Here is a 15,216-nt window from a genome sequence, read left to right as displayed (position 1 = left end):
GGGCACCCATGACATCGAAAGGCGCGCAGCGGTTGCGCGCGGAACTGGAAGAGTTGAAGTCGGTGAAGCGGCCGGCGGTGATCCATGCGATCGCCGAGGCGCGCGCGCACGGCGACCTAAAGGAAAACGCCGAGTACCACGCCGCGCGCGAGCAGCAGGGGTTCATCGAAGGCCGCATCAAGACGCTCGAAGGAGAGTTGTCGCACGCGCAGGTGATCGACGTGTCGGCGCTCAACGCCGGTTCGCGCATCGTGTTCGGCGCGATCGTGGAACTCGCCGACACCGACAGCGGCGAAGAACGCAAGTACCAGATCGTCGGCGACCTGGAAGCCGACATCAAGCTGGGGATGATCGCGATCTCCTCGCCGGTGGCGCGTGCGCTGATCGGCAAGCACGAAGGCGACACGGTCACCATCGAAGCGCCTGCCGGGCAGCGCGAGTACGAAATCGTCGCGGTCAGTTACGAGGCCTGACGGCGTGGCGAACCAGGCTGCGTCGGCGACCTTCCTGTTGCCGGCGCGCATGCGACTCGGCGGACAGCCGATGTCGCCGGCGCTCGCCACGGCACTGGGGCGCGCGGATCGCAGTGGCGTGGAAGCCGGCGAGCGCGCGCAGTTGCTCCGGCATTTCGACCTGTTGCCGCGCGGCTGGCCCGTCGCGGCGATCACGCGTGCCTTCGACGCGAACGATGCGAACCTCGGCGCCTGGCTGCGTGCAGACCCCGCGTTCGTCCGCCCCGATCTCAACGGCGCGCGATTGCTCGCGTGCGGCGATGCCTTGCAACTGACGCAAGCCGATGCCGATGCATTGCTATCGGTATTGCGGCCGCTGTTCGGCGATTCGGGCATGCCGATCGATGCACCGCGGCCCGCGCGTTGGTATCTGCGCTTGCCGCGCGAGGCGAAGCTGCCTTCGATGGCCTCGCCTGACGAAGCATTGGGCGCGGATCTGTTCGACCATCTGCCCGAAGGGCCGGAAGGCCGTCGATGGCGCGCGTTGCTCAGCGAGGCGCAGGTCGCCTTGCATCAACATCCCTTGAACGCGCAGCGCCAGGCCGCGGGCAAGCCGCCGGTGAATTCCTTGTGGTTCTGGGGCGGCGGCGTGCCGCCGGATCATGTGACGACGTCGCATGCCCTGGTGCAATCCAACGAGGTGACGCTGCGCGCGCTCGCGAAGGCAGCGAAGATCGACGGCATCGACCTGACCGGGAAACTGGGCCTTGCCGGGCTCGTCGACCTGCGTGCGGTGCGCGACCTGCGCGAACTCGACACGCACTGGTTCGCACCTGCGTTGCAGCGCCTGCGCATGGGCGCCATGACCTCGCTGCACCTGGACTGCGAAGACGGCGCGCAGTTCACGCTTGCCCGCAACCAACGTTGGCGTTTCTGGCGCAAGCCCTTGAAGGCGTTCGACGCATGACGACGACGCGCCGCATCGTGCGCCGTCCCGAGATTGCACCCGCGGGCGATTGGCCCGACCACGTGCCGATGCTCCTGCGCCGCCTTTACGCCACGCGCGGCGCCGCCGGGTTCGACGCCGCACGTCCGAAGCTCGCAAGCCTGCATGCGCCCGACACGCTCGGCGGCATGGACGCGGCGACCGCGTTGCTGCGCGATGCGATCTTGCAGGACAAGCACATCGTCGTCGTCGGCGATTTCGATTGCGACGGCGCGACGGCGTGCGCGGTCGGCGTGCGCGGCCTGCGCATGCTCGGCGCGCGGCGCGTGTCGCATGCGGTGCCCAATCGGGCGGTGCATGGTTATGGGTTGTCGCCGGGACTGGTCGACGATCTTGCGGCGCTCGCGCCCGATCTGCTGGTCACCGTGGACCACGGCATCGCTTGCCATGCAGGCGTTGCCGCGGCGCGCGCACGCGGCTGGCAGGTGCTGGTGACGGATCATCACTTGCCCGGGCAGACCCTGCCCGATGCGCATGCGATCGTCGATCCGAACGTACGCGGCGATGGATTCCCCAGCAAGGCGCTCGCGGGCGTCGGCGTGATGTTCTACGTGCTGCTGGCGCTGCGCGCGCGCCTGCGCGCGGAAGGTCTGCCTTGTGCGGCGGATCTCACGACGCTGCTCGACCTCGTCGCTGTCGGCACCATCGCCGACCTCGTCCCGCTGGACGCGAACAACCGTGCGCTCGCCGGCGCCGGCTTGCGTCGCCTGCGCGCGGGGCAGGGTTGCGCTGGCCTGCAGGCCTTGATCGAAAGCAGCGGGCGCGATGTCCGCACGCTGACCGCCGCCGACATCGGGTATGCGCTCGCGCCGCGCATCAACGCCGCGGGCCGGCTCGAAGACATGGCRCTCGGCATCGAATGCCTGCTCACCGACGATCCCGCGCAGGCCCGCGAACTCGCGAATGTGCTCGGGCAAATCAACGCCGAACGCAAGGGCGTGCAGCAGCAGATGACCGATGAAGCCGAAGCCGCGCTCGCGCGGGTCGCGCTCGACGGTGCACTGCCGCCCGTGTTGTGCCTGTTCGATCCGGCGTGGCACCCGGGCGTCGTGGGGCTCGTCGCTTCGCGCATGAAGGAACGCGTGCATCGGCCGGTCGTCGCCTTCGCGCCATCGGAGCCGGGCAGTGCGTCGCTGCGCGGATCGGCGCGCTCGATCGCGGGCCTGCACATCCGCGATGCGCTCGCGGCGGTGGATGCGACGCTGCCGGGCCTGATCCCGCGCTTCGGCGGGCACGCGATGGCGGCGGGCCTGAGCCTCTCGCACGACGGGCTCGACGCCTTCACCAATGCGCTGCGCGACCACGTCCAAAGCGTGCTCGATCCGGCCTTCCTGCAAGCGCAAGTCGTCAGCGACGGCGCGCTCGAAGCGCACGAGTTCGTCCGCGCCAGCGCCGAATCCCTGCGCGACGGTGGCCCCTGGGGCCAGGCGTTTCCCGAACCCTTGTTCGACGGCGTGTTCGACGTGGTCGGCCACAAGGTGGTCGGCCTGCGGCACCTCAAGCTCTCGTTGCGCATCACGGACCGCCCCACGCCGATCGACGCCATCCACTTCAATGGATGGACCGGCACGCCGCCGCCCGCGCGCGTGCACCTGGCGTATCGCCTGGCGGTCGACGACTACCGTGGCGGCGATGCGGTGCAACTGATCGTGGAATACGCGACCGACGCCTGACCCCGTTCACGCGACCCGCGCGTTCGAGGGGAACATCACGGGCCGGAGAGGGGAGTTCGCATGCCACGTTCCATCGTCGCGGTGATCGCGTGTGCGATCACGTTCGCCATCGGTTTGTCGTCGCCTGCATCGCGTGCACAGAACCTCGCCGCCCCGGTCGTGCGCATCGGGGGAGATGCGAAAGGCCTGCGGCCCATCCAGGTGCGCGAGATCGGCGACACCGTCGATCGCGCCGGACCGGTCGAACGCAGGACCATCACACTGGTGCTGCGCAATCCCAATGCGCGGCTGCTCGAAGGCACGCTCGAGTTTCCACTCGCCCCGGGGCAACAGATCACCGGCTTTGCGCTGGATATCGACGGACAGATGCGCGACGCGGTGCCCGTTCCGAAGGACAAGGGGCGGCAGGTGTTCGAAGCCATCGAACGGCGCGGCGTCGACCCCGGTTTGCTCGAACAGACGGCGGGGAACAACTTCCGCCTGCGCGTGTATCCGATTCCGGCGCAGGGCGAGCGTCACGTCCGGCTGATCATCGATCGGGAGAGCGCAATCGATGCAGGATCGAAGGCATCCTGGATGGCGCGCAACGAAATGGGTCAAGCTTATGTCCTGGGCCAGGTGCCGGTGGGCAAGCCCGCGTTCGTGCAACGCGCAATGCCCACGCGCGTGCAGATCCTGTGGGATGCATCGAGCTCGGCGCGCAAGCGCAACCGCATGGGCACATGGTCGCTGCTCGACGACTATTTCCGGGCCATGGGCTCGGGCACGGTCGCATTGCGGCTGTTGCGCGACGTCGGCGAAGACGCAGGCGTCTTCGAAATCCGCAACGGTGATTGGTCTGCGTTGCGTCGCCGACTGGAGTCGGTGGCGTACGACGGTGCGACCGACCTGGCCGCGTGGACGCCACGCGCGGACATCGACGAGTACCTGCTCTTCAGCGACGGACAAGGCACCTATGGCGAACGCGAAGTGCCCGGACTCCGCGCGCGCCAACGCCTGTACGCCATCGCGCCGGAGGACGCCGGCGTCGACACCGTCCGCCTTGCGACGATCGCGCAGCAGCGCAATGGGCGGCTGCTGGTCGACGCGCGCCGCGGTGACGCCGCAACGCGTGGCCTGCTCGGTCGAGGGCTGCGCATCGTGGGGCTCGCGCCGCATGGCGTCACCGACGTGGAAGTCCCGGCCCGTTTCATCGACGACGGACTCCTGCGGGTTGCCGGGCGAGTGACGCATGCGGGCGCCTTCGTCGACGTCACGCTCGACGACGGGGCAGGGCAGCGCACCGTGCGCGTGGACATGCCGATCGACGGGCCGTCGCATTCGCAAGTCGCGACGCTGTGGGCCCGATGGAAAGTGCGCGCCCTCTCCGCCGATCCGGAACGCAATGCCGCACAGATCGCGCGCATCGGGCAGCGATTCGGCATCGTCACGCCGGGCACCTCGCTGATCGTGCTCGAGCGTGCCGACGATTACGTGCGCTACGACATTCCTGCGCCGACGGGGTTGCGCGCGCAAGTCGCGCAACTGCAGGCAGCGCGCGACGAGGCGCGCAAGCAGGACCGCAGCGAGCGCATCGACCGCGTTGCGGAAACATTCGCGCAGCGCATCGCTTGGTGGGAACGCAGGTATCCGAAGGATTCCCCGGCGGCGAAGATCGCAAGGCAGGCGGACGAAGCGATGCGGGAGAGACGCGCGCCTGCGGCCGCCGCCATGGCCGCCATGTCGGCACCGCTGATGGCGCCGCCGCCGGCGCCGGAAGAGCAGGCGAGTCTCGATGCCGTCGCCGGTGGAAGCGAGGACGCGCCTGCCTCGACTGCGCCCGCCGCCACCATCACCCTGCAAGCCTGGCAATCCGATGCGCCTTACGCCCGCCAATTGCGCGAGGCGAAACCCGCCGATCTCTACGCCCGCTACCTCGGCGAACGCGACGCGCACGCCGACAGCACCGCCTTCTACCTCGACGTCGCCGACATCCTGCTCGCGAAGGGGCGTCGCATCGAAGCCTTGCGCGTCTTGTCGAACCTGGCCGAGATGCGACTGGAAAGCCGCCACGTCCTCCGCGTATTGGGCTATCGCCTGATGCAGGCCGAAGACCATGCACGCGCGGTCGAGGTTTTCCGCAAGGTGCTGGCGATGGCCGCCGAAGAGCCGCAGAGCCATCGCGACCTCGGCCTTGCGCTGGCTGCAACCGGCCAGCGGCAGGAGGCGATCGTGCATCTGTACGACGTCGTCGCCACCCCGTGGGATGCGCGTTTCGATGGCGTGGAAATCGTCGCGCTCAACGAGCTCAACGCCATCGTCGCGACCAGCCCGGCGCCGCTGGCCACGGCGTTCGTCGACCGGCGCCTGTTGCGCAACCTGCCGGTCGACCTGCGTGCCGTGCTCGCCTGGGACAGCGACAACAGCGACATGGACCTGTGGGTCACCGACCCCAACGGCGAGCGTTGTTATTACGGCAATCGCCTGACCTGGCAGGGCGGGCAACTGTCGGACGACTTCACCGGCGGCTATGGCCCCGAGGAATTCCTGCTGCGCGATGCCAAGCCCGGGAAATACCGCGTCGAGGCGAACTTCTTCGGCGACCGCCAGCAGATCGTCACCGGTGCCACGACCCTGACCCTGACGCTCAGCACCGGCTGGGGCACCTCCGCACGCAAGGACCAGACCGTGACCCTGCGCCTGGCCGATGCGAAGGAAACGGTCCTCGTCGGCGAATTCGAAGTGAACTGAGGGCGGCCTGCAGCCGGGGGACTTCCCCCGGCTGGTATCATTCGCGGCCGAACGCAACACATTTTCGTGATCGCCAATGCTCGAACTCAATCCCATCCGCCAGCGCATCGCCGACCTCACCGGTCGGCTGGATGCGCTGAGGGGGTTTCTTTGACTACGACGCCCGCAAGGAGCGCCTGGAAGAAGTCAACCGCGAACTCGAAAGCCCGGATGTCTGGAACGACTCCGAACGCGCGCAGGCCCTCGGCCGCGAGCGCAGCTTCCTCGACAAGACCGTCAACGGCATCCGCGACCTGACCGAAGGCCTGGCYGGCGCGAACGAGCTGCTGGAACTGGTCGAGATGGAAGACGACGAGGAGACGCTGCAGGCGGTCGTGGCCGACGTCGAACGCTACGCGCGCGGCGTGGACCAGCTGGAATTCCAGCGCATGTTCTCCGGCAAGATGGATTCGCATTCGGCCTTCGTCGATATCCAGGCCGGCGCCGGTGGCACCGAAGCGCAGGACTGGGCGGAAATCCTGTTGCGCATGTACCTGCGCTGGGCCGAGTCGCGCGGTTGGAAGACCGAGCTGCTGGAAGTCTCCGGCGGCGAAGTCGCCGGCATCAAATCGGCGACCTTCCGCGTGGAAGGCGATTACGCCTACGGTTGGCTGAAGACGGAAATCGGCGTGCATCGCCTGGTGCGCAAGTCGCCGTTCGATTCGGACAACCGCCGCCATACCTCGTTCACGTCGGTGTTCGTTTCGCCGGAAGTCGACGACTCGATCGAAATCGACATCAACCCGGCCGACCTGCGCACCGACGTGTATCGCTCGTCCGGCGCCGGCGGCCAGCACGTCAACAAGACCGAATCGGCGGTGCGCATCACGCACGTGCCGAGCGGAATCGTCGTTGCGTGCCAGACCGAACGCAGCCAGCACGCCAACCGCGACCGCGCGATGAAAATGCTGGCGGGCAAGTTGTACGAGGCCGAGATCCAGAAACGCAACGCCGAGAAGGATGCGCTGGAAGCCACCAAGTCCGACATCGGTTGGGGCAGCCAGATCCGCAACTACGTGCTCGACCAGAGCCGCATCAAGGACCTGCGCACCGGCATCGAACGCAGCGACACGCAGAACGTGCTGGATGGCGACCTCGACGAGTTCATCGAGGCGAGCCTCAAATCCGGCCTCGAAGCCGGCTCCAAGCGCAGCGACGCTGCCTGATGCAACGACACGAATGACGATGACCGACGACACCCAGCCGCAACACGACGAAAACCACCTGATCGCCGAGCGCCGCGCGAAGCTCGCGCAATTGCGCACGCAAGGCAACGCGTACCCCAACGACTTCCGTCGCGAAGACCACGCCGGGGATCTGCAAACCGAATACGCCGACGCCGGCCAGTGGACCGGCGAAGCGCTCGAAGCGCAGGGACGCCGCGTCAAACTCGCGGGCCGCATGCTCGCCAAGCGCGTGATGGGCAAGGCTGCGTTCGCGCAGGTGCAGGACGTCAGCGGTCGCATCCAGCTGTTCCTGCAATCCAACACGCTGGGCGAGACCTACGACGCCTTCAAGGGCTGGGACGCCGGCGACATCCTCGCGGCCGAAGGCACCCTGATGCGCACCAAGACCGGCGAGTTGTCGGTCAAGGTCGATGCGCTGCGCCTGCTCACCAAGTCGCTGCGCCCGCTGCCGGACAAGTGGCACGGCCTGGCCGACGTGGAGCAGCGCTATCGCCAGCGTTACGTCGACCTGATCGTGACGCCCGAGGCGCGCGATGTGTTCGTCAAGCGTTCGCAGGTGATCGGTGCGATCCGCCGCTGGCTGGACGCGCGCCGCTTCCTCGAAGTGGAAACACCGATGATGCATTACATCGTCGGCGGCGCGACCGCCAAGCCCTTCACCACGCACCACAACGCGCTGGGCCTGGACCTGTTCCTGCGCGTGGCGCCGGAGCTGTATCTCAAGCGCCTGGTCGTCGGCGGTTTCGAACGCGTGTACGAGATCAACCGCAACTTCCGCAACGAGGGCGTCAGCACCCGGCACAACCCGGAGTTCACGATGCTCGAGTTGTACGAGGCCTACGCCACGTACGACGAGGTCATGGACCTGACCGAGGACATGATCCGCCACGCTGCGCAGGACGCCATCGGCACGACGGCGTTGACGTGGGAAGGCAACGCCATCGACATCGGCCCGCGTTTCCGTCGCTGGAAGCTCGAAGAAGCCGTGCGCGAACACAACCCCGAAATCAGCGTCGCCGACTGCCGCGACCGCGCCGCATTGGCGCGTCATTGCGAGCGTTTGCGCATTCCGGTGAAGCCGGGTTACGGCTGGGGAAAGTTGCTACTGGAAATTTTCGAAAAGACCGTGGAAACGGGCCTGATCCAGCCAACCTTCATTACCCATTACCCGGTGGAAGTCTCGCCGCTCGCGCGCGAATCGGACACCGAGGCGGGGATCACGGATCGCTTCGAGCTCTTCGTCGGCGGCAAGGAACTGGCCAACGGCTTCTCCGAGCTCAACGATCCGGAAGACCAGGCGGCGCGTTTCCGTGCACAGGTCGAGGCGAAGGAAGGCGGCGACGACGAGGCGATGCACTACGACGCGGACTACATCCGCGCCCTGGAAGTCGGCCTGCCACCGACCGGTGGCCTGGGCGTGGGCATCGATCGCCTGGTCATGCTGCTGACGGATTCGGACTCGATCCGCGACGTGCTGCTGTTTCCCTACATGCGCCCGGAAGCGCACGGTTAAGCCGTTTTCGCGACCCGGATGTCCGCTTGCGGTGCCCTTGCCCGTCAAAACCGGGAACAGGGGACGCAGGGCGGTTACACCATGGGCATGGCGCCGACGGCGCAGTCCGACATCCGGCGCTCGCGCGTGTATGTCGAGGGCGAGGCGCTCATCCGGGGGCCGGATGGCGACTTCCGTGCGCCCCTCCGCGACCTGTCGATCTCCGGTCTTCACATGCTGCGCCCGCCGGGCTTCGCCCTGCGCGTGGGGCAGGCAGTGGAGGTCGAGGTGCGTTGCGGGCCACAGGAAGCGGGGGTCGAGTTCCTTCTCATGGCGCGCGTTGCACGCACCGATTCGGATACCGTGGGCCTGCGCTTCGCACCGATGCCCGACCGCATGGCGCGAACGCTGGAACGGGTGCTCTCGCAGTACGGCACCCTGCACACCGGCGGCCCCGACGAACGGCGGGGGCGTCGTTGATCTTCCGCGTTGCGGACGCCGTCGCGGATTCCACTGCCGTTCCGTCTTCCCCGCCGCTTGGCGGGGTATGCTCCCGGCCAACGCCGGGGGAAGGATTCCGGGGGGCGCCAACGCATGCGGGTCAATGAAGTGAACGTGGTCATCGTCGACGACCAGACATCGGCGCGCACCATGTTGCGCCACATCCTCGAGGACATCGGTCCCGAGTTGGCCGTGCACGATTTCGGCGATCCCGCCGCCGCGCTCACGTGGTGCGAGAACAACCGGCCCGACCTGCTGCTGCTCGACTACCGCATGCCCGGCATGGATGGCCTGGAGTTCGCGCGCCGTTTCCGCCGCCCGCCGGTGCACCGCGACGTGCCGATCGTGCTGGTCACCGTGGTCGGCGACGAACCCGTCCGCCAGGCCGCGCTCGAAGCCGGCGTGATCGACTTCCTCGTCAAGCCCGTGCGCCCGCGCGAACTGCGCGCGCGTTGCCGCAACCTGTTGCACCTGCGCCAGCAGGCCGAGACGGTGAAGCAGCGTGCGCTCTCGCTCGAGCAACGCTTGTTGTCGAGCATGAACGAGGTCGAAGAGCGCGAGCGCGAAACGCTGTCGCGCCTGGCGCGCGCGATCGAATACCGCGACATCGGCACCAGCGCGTATCTCGAACGCATGGCGCATGTTGCAGGCCTCATCGCCGAAGGCCTCGGCCTGACGGAAGAAGAGGCGCGCCTGATCGAACTCGCCGCGCCCCTGCACGACATGGGCAAGATCGCGATTCCCGATGCCATCCTGCTCAAGCCCGGCCCGTTGACGGACCAGGAAACGCAGATCATGCGTCGCCACCCGCGCATCGGCCACGAGCTGCTGAGCGGCAGCCAGAGCCGTTTCATCCAGACCGGCGCGACCGTCGCGCTACGCCACCACGAGCGTTACGACGGCAGCGGTTATCCCGACGGCCTCGTCGGCGAAGCGATCCCGCTCGAGGCGCGCATCGTCGCGGTGGCCGACGTGTTCGACGCGCTGATCTCCCCGCGCCCCTACAAGGAAGCGTGGACCATCGAAGCGGCGCTGGCGTACCTCTACGCGCAACGTGGCCGCCTGTTCGATCCCAAGTGCGTCGAAGTGCTGATCCGCCAGCGGGCACGCCTCGACGACATCTGCCAGCGCTTCTCCACCGTCAGCGCGCGGCCGGCACTGGAAGCCTGATCGTGGCATTCGCGGCACTCCGGCAGCGCCTGACCAACCGCACCGACAGCGAACACGGCCAGGCGCTCGTTCGCCTGGCGGTGCTGTCGGTCGTGCTGGCCTACCTGCTGCTGCGCGGGCCGGGTTCGGAACCCTGGGCCGAATATCGCGACGTGCTGCTGATGGTCGGCACCGGTTTCGCGGTGGGCCTGGGCATCGTGTTGTCGATCGTCGCGCGGCCGGGTGTCTCGCACGTGCGGCGCGCGGTCGGGATGCTGTCCGACTACGGGCTCATGGGCCTGGCGATGATCCGCATGGGCGAACCGCTCGCGTGGGTCTACGTCATCCTGATGTGGGTGACGGTCGGCAACGGCCTGCGCTTCGGCAATCGCTATCTCTACCTGGCCGTCGCCGGCGCGGTGACGAGCTTCGGCTGCACGCTGCTCTTCAGCGATTACTGGCACGACAACAGCAGCCTGGGCATCGGGTTGCTCGTCGGCCTGGTCGCCGTGCCGCTGTATCTGTCGGGCCTGCTGCGTGCCTTGACCAGGGCGACCGAGGAAGCGCGGCGCGCCAACGAAGCGAAGAGCCGGTTCCTGGCGAACATGAGCCACGAATTCCGCACGCCGTTGAACGGCCTTGCGGGCATGTCCGAACTGCTGGCCACGACGCGCCTGGATGCCGAACAGCGCGAGTGCCTCAACACCATCCAGGCCTCCACGCGGACGTTGCTGTCGCTGGTGGAGGACGTGCTCGACATCTCCGCGATCGAAGCGGGCAAGCTCAAGCTGCATGCGGTCGAGTTCTCGCTGGGCGAATTGCTCGAGAACATCGGCGCGATCCTGCAGCCCACCGCGCGCAACAAGCGCATCGAATATCTCGCGCGCATCGCGCAGGACGTGCCCGACCGCGTGATCGGCGACGCTGGCCACGTGCGCCAGGTGCTGATCAACCTCGCGGGCAACGCGATCAAGTTCACCGACGAAGGTTCGGTGCGCCTGGAAGTCGCCCTGGCGCACCCCGAATCCGACGGCAGGCAGGTGCGCCTGCGTTTCACCGTCATCGATACGGGCATCGGCATTCCCGCGGCCGCGCGCGCCCGCTTGTTCGAAGCATTCGAGCAGGCCGATGCGAGCCTGTCGCGCCGTTACGGCGGCACGGGCCTGGGCACCACGATCGCGAAGGGCCTGACCGAAGCGATGGGCGGCAGCATCGGCTTCGAGAGTTCGGAGAAGCGGGGCAGCCGGTTCTGGGTCGAATTGCCTTTCGACCAAGTGCAGGCCGTTCCGGTCAGTGCGCCCGCGCCCGCGGTCGAAGGCAAGCCCGCGGCGCCGGTGGCGGTGTCCTTCGGCGACACGGCGGCCAACGTCATCGCGTTCGGCGATCCGTTCCTGCGCCATCGTGCGCGCGTGCGTTCGCTCGATCTGCTCATCGCCGACGACCACGCCGCGAACCGCATGGTGTTGCAGCGCCTGCTGCAGAAGGCGGGGCATCGCGTGACCAGCGTCGCCGACGGCGAGGAAGTGCTCGATGCGATGTCGGCCAACACCTTCGACGCCGCCATCGTCGACCTGCACATGCCCGGCGTCAGCGGCCTGGACCTGTTGCGCGAGTTGCGCGTGATGGAAGCCGGCGGCGGCAAGCGCACGCCGGTCATCGTGCTCACCGCGGACGTCACGCCCGAGGCCATCCAGCAGTGCGCGCAGGCCGGTGCCCGCGCGTTCCTGCCCAAGCCCGTGGTCGCGGCGCGCCTGCTCGATACGCTGGCGGAGGTCGCCATCAGCGGCCAGTCGAACGTGCAGGCCACCAGCCCGCGCATCGAGTTGCCGGTTTCGGACGACGACTTCGATCCGGGCGTCCTGGATGAACTCGGCTCGCTCGGCATGGGCGAAACCTTCGTGCGCGAGTTCATCGCGCAATGCTTGCGCGACGCGGAAACCTGCCTGGCGTCGCTGGAAAAATCCGGCGAGGCCGGCGATTGGGCGGCCGTGCGCGATCACGCGCACGCGCTCAAGGGCGTGTCGAGCAACCTCGGCCTGGTGAAGCTGGCCGCGGCCAGCAGCGAGTGGATGCGCATCCCCGAATGGCAACTCACGCGCGAATGGCGTTCGCGGCTTTCCGTGCTGTGCGAACGCATGGCGCAAGGCCGGGCTGCGCTGGACGCGCGCGGGCATCGTGCCGCGCGCGACAACGAAAACAGCTAGATCTGGCGAAACAAGACGTCAGGTCGAGCGGTGCATCCTGGTGACGCTCACGCGGCGGCTTCGGCGCCCGAACGGCGTTCCTGCGCGCGGACGATGCGGTCCATGGTCTTGAGCGAACGATCGCCCAGCGCCAGTGCCGTATCCACCCACACCTCGGTGATGCCCATCAGTTCGTCGTAACCCACCGGCTGCGCGATCTGGCGCACCTGGTTCAGCGCGAGATGCGAATGCGGCGAGYGCTGCTGCTGGCGGATCAGGTCCTGCACGGCCAGCTCGCCTTCGCCCTTCGGAACGAGGATGTCGACGACGCCCATCTTGTGCAGCTCTTCGCTCGAATAGATCTGCCCGCTCAGGATCATCTTCTCGGCCTGCTGCGGCGTCACGCGCTTGCAGAGGAACGAGTAGGCGCCCATGCCCGGGAACAGGCCGAACAGCACTTCCGGCAGGCCCATGCCCACGCCTTCTTCGGCAACGATCGTGTGGCAGGACAGCGCGAGTTCCATGCCGCCGCCGAGCGCGTCGCCCTGGACCAGCGCGATGGTGCGCACGTCGCCGCCGAGGCCGCCGTGGATGCTGTGCACGCCATCGACGCAGCGACGCGCGTAGGCCAGCAGTTGCTCGCGGTTGTTTTCACGAATGAGGCGAGCGAACAGTTCGAGGTCGCCGCCGAGGTTGAACGCGGGGGCGTCCGAGGCGATGACGACGTGGCGCAGGTTGCCGGGTTGGCGCTGGCCCTTGGTGAGCGTGATGCTGCTGAGGTAACGCCACATCTCGTCCATCAGTTCCGTGCGGAAACACGGACGGATGCCGGTGCCGGCGTCTGCATGCATGTAGAGCCAATGGGACGCGCCCGACGGCTCCGCTTCGACACGCAGGGTGGGATAGCGATGGCTGCGCTGCAGCTTCTCGATGTTGCTCATGTTTGGTGTTCCCCTAGGGAGCCCGTCCGCGAACAGGGGTGGGTAGCGGGCGGGCGAATGACCCACGCAGGGGATGCTACACCCGGTGAAACGTCATCGCCGGGTGAAATTGCAAGCGTTTCCAGTCACCGGGCGACGGACGGTAGCCGATCGCGACGGATCCGCCGATTGCGGGTCAGCGCTTGGCGCTCTGCTCCCGGAGCTCGCGTCTCAGGATCTTGCCGACGTTGGTCTTGGGTAACTCGGTCCTGAACTCGACGTACTTGGGCTGCTTGTACCCGGTGAGATTCTCGCGGGCATGCGCCTTGACCTCTTCGGCGGTCAATTTGGGATCCTTGCGGACGATCACGACCTTGACCGCCTCGCCGGATTTCTCGTCGGGCACGCCGACCGCGCCGACTTCGAGAACGCCCGGCAGCATGGCGATCACGTCCTCGACTTCGTTCGGGTACACGTTGAAGCCCGAGACCAGGATCATGTCCTTCTTGCGATCGACGATGTAGAAGAACCCCTTCGCGTCCATCTTCGCCATGTCGCCGGTGTGCAGCCAGCCGTCGGCATCCATGACATTGGCGGTCTCATCCGGGCGGTTCCAGTAGCCGCGCATGACCTGCGGGCCCTGGATGCACAACTCGCCGACCTCGCCGATGACGCTGACGATGTTGCCGTCTTCGTCCTTCAGGCAGGCGTCGGTGGAGGGAATCGGCAGGCCGATCGCGCCGTTGTATTCGGCCAGGTCCATCGGGTTGATGCACGCGGCGGGCGAGGTTTCGGTGAGGCCGTAGGCTTCGACGAGCGTGCAGCCGGTGACCTGCTTCCAGCGTTCGGCCACGGCGCGTTGCACGGCCATGCCACCGCCCAGCGTGAGGTGCAGGCGCGAGAAATCGATGTCGGCGAAACCCGGCGTGTTGAGCAGGCCGTTGAACAAGGTGTTGACGCCGGTGATCGCGGTGAACGGGATCTTCTTCAACTCCTTGACGAACCCGGGCATGTCGCGCGGATTGGTGATCAGGTGGTTGTGGCCGCCGAATTTCATGAAGACCAGGCCGTTCGCCGTCAACGCGAAGATGTGGTACAGCGGCAACGCGGTGATGATGGTTTCTTCGCCGTACTTCACGTTGGTGCCGATCCACGTCGCGGCCTGCTGCATGTTGGCCACGAGGTTGCGGTGGGTGAGCATGGCGCCCTTCGCCACGCCCGTCGTGCCACCGGTGTATTGCAGGAACGCAAGATCCTGCGGATCGATCGCGACGTCGGCCAGGGTTTGCATCTGCCCCAGGGTGAGCGCATCGCGGAAGCGGATCGCGCCGTCGATGTCGTAGTCGGGCACCATCTTTTTCACGTGGCGCAGGACGAAGTTGACGATCGGGCCCTTCGGGAATCCGAGCATGTCGCCCAGGCCCGTCGTGATCACTTGCCTGACTTGCGTCTGTGCGAGGACTTCCTGCACGACGGCGCCGAAGTTGTCGAGTACGACCAGCACGGTCGCGCCCGAATCGACGAGCTGGTGTTTCAGCTCGCGCGCGGTGTACATCGGGTTGGTGTTGACGACCGTCAGGCCCGCACGCAACACGCCGAACGTGGCGATGGGGTACTGCAGGCAGTTGGGCATCATGATCGCGACGCGATCGCCCTTTTTCAATTTGAGCTCACCGAGCAGGTAGGCCGCGAACTGCTGGCTCAGGCGGTCGACGTCGGCGTAGGTGAGCGTCTTGCCCAGGTTGGAAAACGCGGGACGGTCGCGATACTTTTCCAGCGAGGACTGCAGGACCGAAACGATGGACGGGAATTCCTCGAGATCGATTTGCGCCGGCACGCCTTGCGGGTAACTGGCCAACCACGGACGTGCCTGCTGCATGCGAT

The 15,216-nt window shown here is 67.1% G+C and carries 11 protein-coding genes; 9 read left to right on the top strand and 2 right to left on the bottom strand.

The features are described from left to right. The first annotated feature begins 8 nt into the window (after positions 1–8). From greA to ACXJJ8_RS09710, 9 genes are all read left to right on the top strand, one after another. The gene (gene greA / locus ACXJJ8_RS09750; RefSeq protein WP_499029373.1) at positions 9–473 is read left to right on the top strand and encodes a transcription elongation factor GreA; all 465 of its coding nucleotides are present in this window, start codon (positions 9–11) and stop codon (positions 471–473) included. Between the two features lie 49 nt (positions 474–522). Next, positions 523–1,419, top strand: coding sequence for a phosphoglycerate mutase (locus ACXJJ8_RS09745; RefSeq protein WP_499029600.1), 897 nt, complete (start codon positions 523–525; stop codon positions 1,417–1,419). Beyond that, the gene (recJ, locus tag ACXJJ8_RS09740) at positions 1,416–3,131 is read left to right on the top strand and encodes a single-stranded-DNA-specific exonuclease RecJ (protein WP_499029371.1); all 1,716 of its coding nucleotides are present in this window, start codon (positions 1,416–1,418) and stop codon (positions 3,129–3,131) included. Before ACXJJ8_RS09745 ends, recJ begins: the two co-directional genes overlap by 4 nt. Before the next feature lie 60 nt (positions 3,132–3,191). After that, positions 3,192–5,861, top strand: coding sequence for a DUF2135 domain-containing protein (locus ACXJJ8_RS09735; RefSeq protein WP_499029369.1), 2,670 nt, complete (start codon positions 3,192–3,194; stop codon positions 5,859–5,861). A gap of 76 nt (positions 5,862–5,937) precedes the next feature. Continuing rightward, a protein-coding gene (gene prfB / locus ACXJJ8_RS09730) for a peptide chain release factor 2 (RefSeq protein ID WP_499029367.1) occupies positions 5,938–7,066 on the top strand; the annotation gives its coding sequence in 2 pieces (ribosomal slippage) (positions 5,938–6,012 and positions 6,014–7,066; 1,128 coding nt in all). A 13-nt stretch (positions 7,067–7,079) separates the two neighbouring features. After that, on the top strand, positions 7,080–8,600 hold the full coding sequence (gene lysS / locus ACXJJ8_RS09725; protein WP_499029365.1) for a lysine--tRNA ligase: 1,521 nt from the start codon (positions 7,080–7,082) through the stop codon (positions 8,598–8,600). An 81-nt stretch (positions 8,601–8,681) separates the two neighbouring features. Next, positions 8,682–9,059, top strand: a complete 378-nt coding sequence (locus ACXJJ8_RS09720; RefSeq protein WP_499029363.1) for a PilZ domain-containing protein — start codon at positions 8,682–8,684, stop codon at positions 9,057–9,059. 114 nt (positions 9,060–9,173) lie between these two features. Beyond that, positions 9,174–10,250, top strand: coding sequence for a cyclic di-GMP phosphodiesterase response regulator RpfG (gene rpfG, locus ACXJJ8_RS09715; RefSeq protein WP_499029360.1), 1,077 nt, complete (start codon positions 9,174–9,176; stop codon positions 10,248–10,250). Next, entirely contained in the window at positions 10,247–12,433 is a 2,187-nt protein-coding gene (locus tag ACXJJ8_RS09710) for an ATP-binding protein (protein WP_499029599.1), read from the top strand. The genes rpfG and ACXJJ8_RS09710 overlap by 4 nt, the downstream gene beginning before the upstream one ends. A 47-nt stretch (positions 12,434–12,480) precedes the next feature. On the opposite strand, the gene ACXJJ8_RS09705 is transcribed toward ACXJJ8_RS09710, so the two are convergent. Together ACXJJ8_RS09705 and ACXJJ8_RS09700 are read right to left on the bottom strand one after the other, a co-directional pair. Continuing rightward, positions 12,481–13,353 carry a crotonase/enoyl-CoA hydratase family protein gene (locus ACXJJ8_RS09705; RefSeq protein WP_499029358.1) on the bottom strand — a complete coding sequence of 291 codons (873 nt, stop codon included), beginning with the start codon at positions 13,351–13,353 and terminating at the stop codon, positions 12,481–12,483. 175 nt (positions 13,354–13,528) lie between these two features. After that, positions 13,529–15,211, bottom strand: a complete 1,683-nt coding sequence (locus ACXJJ8_RS09700; protein ID WP_499029356.1) for a long-chain fatty acid--CoA ligase — start codon at positions 15,209–15,211, stop codon at positions 13,529–13,531. Positions 15,212–15,216 lie beyond the last annotated feature (5 nt).

The organism is Lysobacter sp. P5_C4 (genome assembly GCF_054049695.1).
Note: the sequence above shows the minus strand (reverse complement) of the source record. Positions and strands in the feature narration are given on the sequence as shown.

Bases quoted from the DNA above. Each gene is read 5' to 3' on its own strand.
- ACXJJ8_RS09745 (WP_499029600.1), top strand. From the start codon at position 523: ATGCGACTCGGCGGACAGCCGATGTCGCCGGCGCTCGCCACGGCACTG.
- ACXJJ8_RS09735 (WP_499029369.1), top strand. From the start codon at position 3,192: ATGCCACGTTCCATCGTCGCGGTGATCGCGTGTGCGATCACGTTCGCC.
- ACXJJ8_RS09700 (WP_499029356.1), bottom strand. From the start codon at position 15,211: ATGCAGCAGGCACGTCCGTGGTTGGCCAGTTACCCGCAAGGCGTGCCG.
- greA (WP_499029373.1), top strand. From the start codon at position 9: ATGACATCGAAAGGCGCGCAGCGGTTGCGCGCGGAACTGGAAGAGTTG.
- lysS (WP_499029365.1), top strand. From the start codon at position 7,080: ATGACGATGACCGACGACACCCAGCCGCAACACGACGAAAACCACCTG.
- rpfG (WP_499029360.1), top strand. From the start codon at position 9,174: ATGCGGGTCAATGAAGTGAACGTGGTCATCGTCGACGACCAGACATCG.
- ACXJJ8_RS09720 (WP_499029363.1), top strand. From the start codon at position 8,682: ATGGGCATGGCGCCGACGGCGCAGTCCGACATCCGGCGCTCGCGCGTG.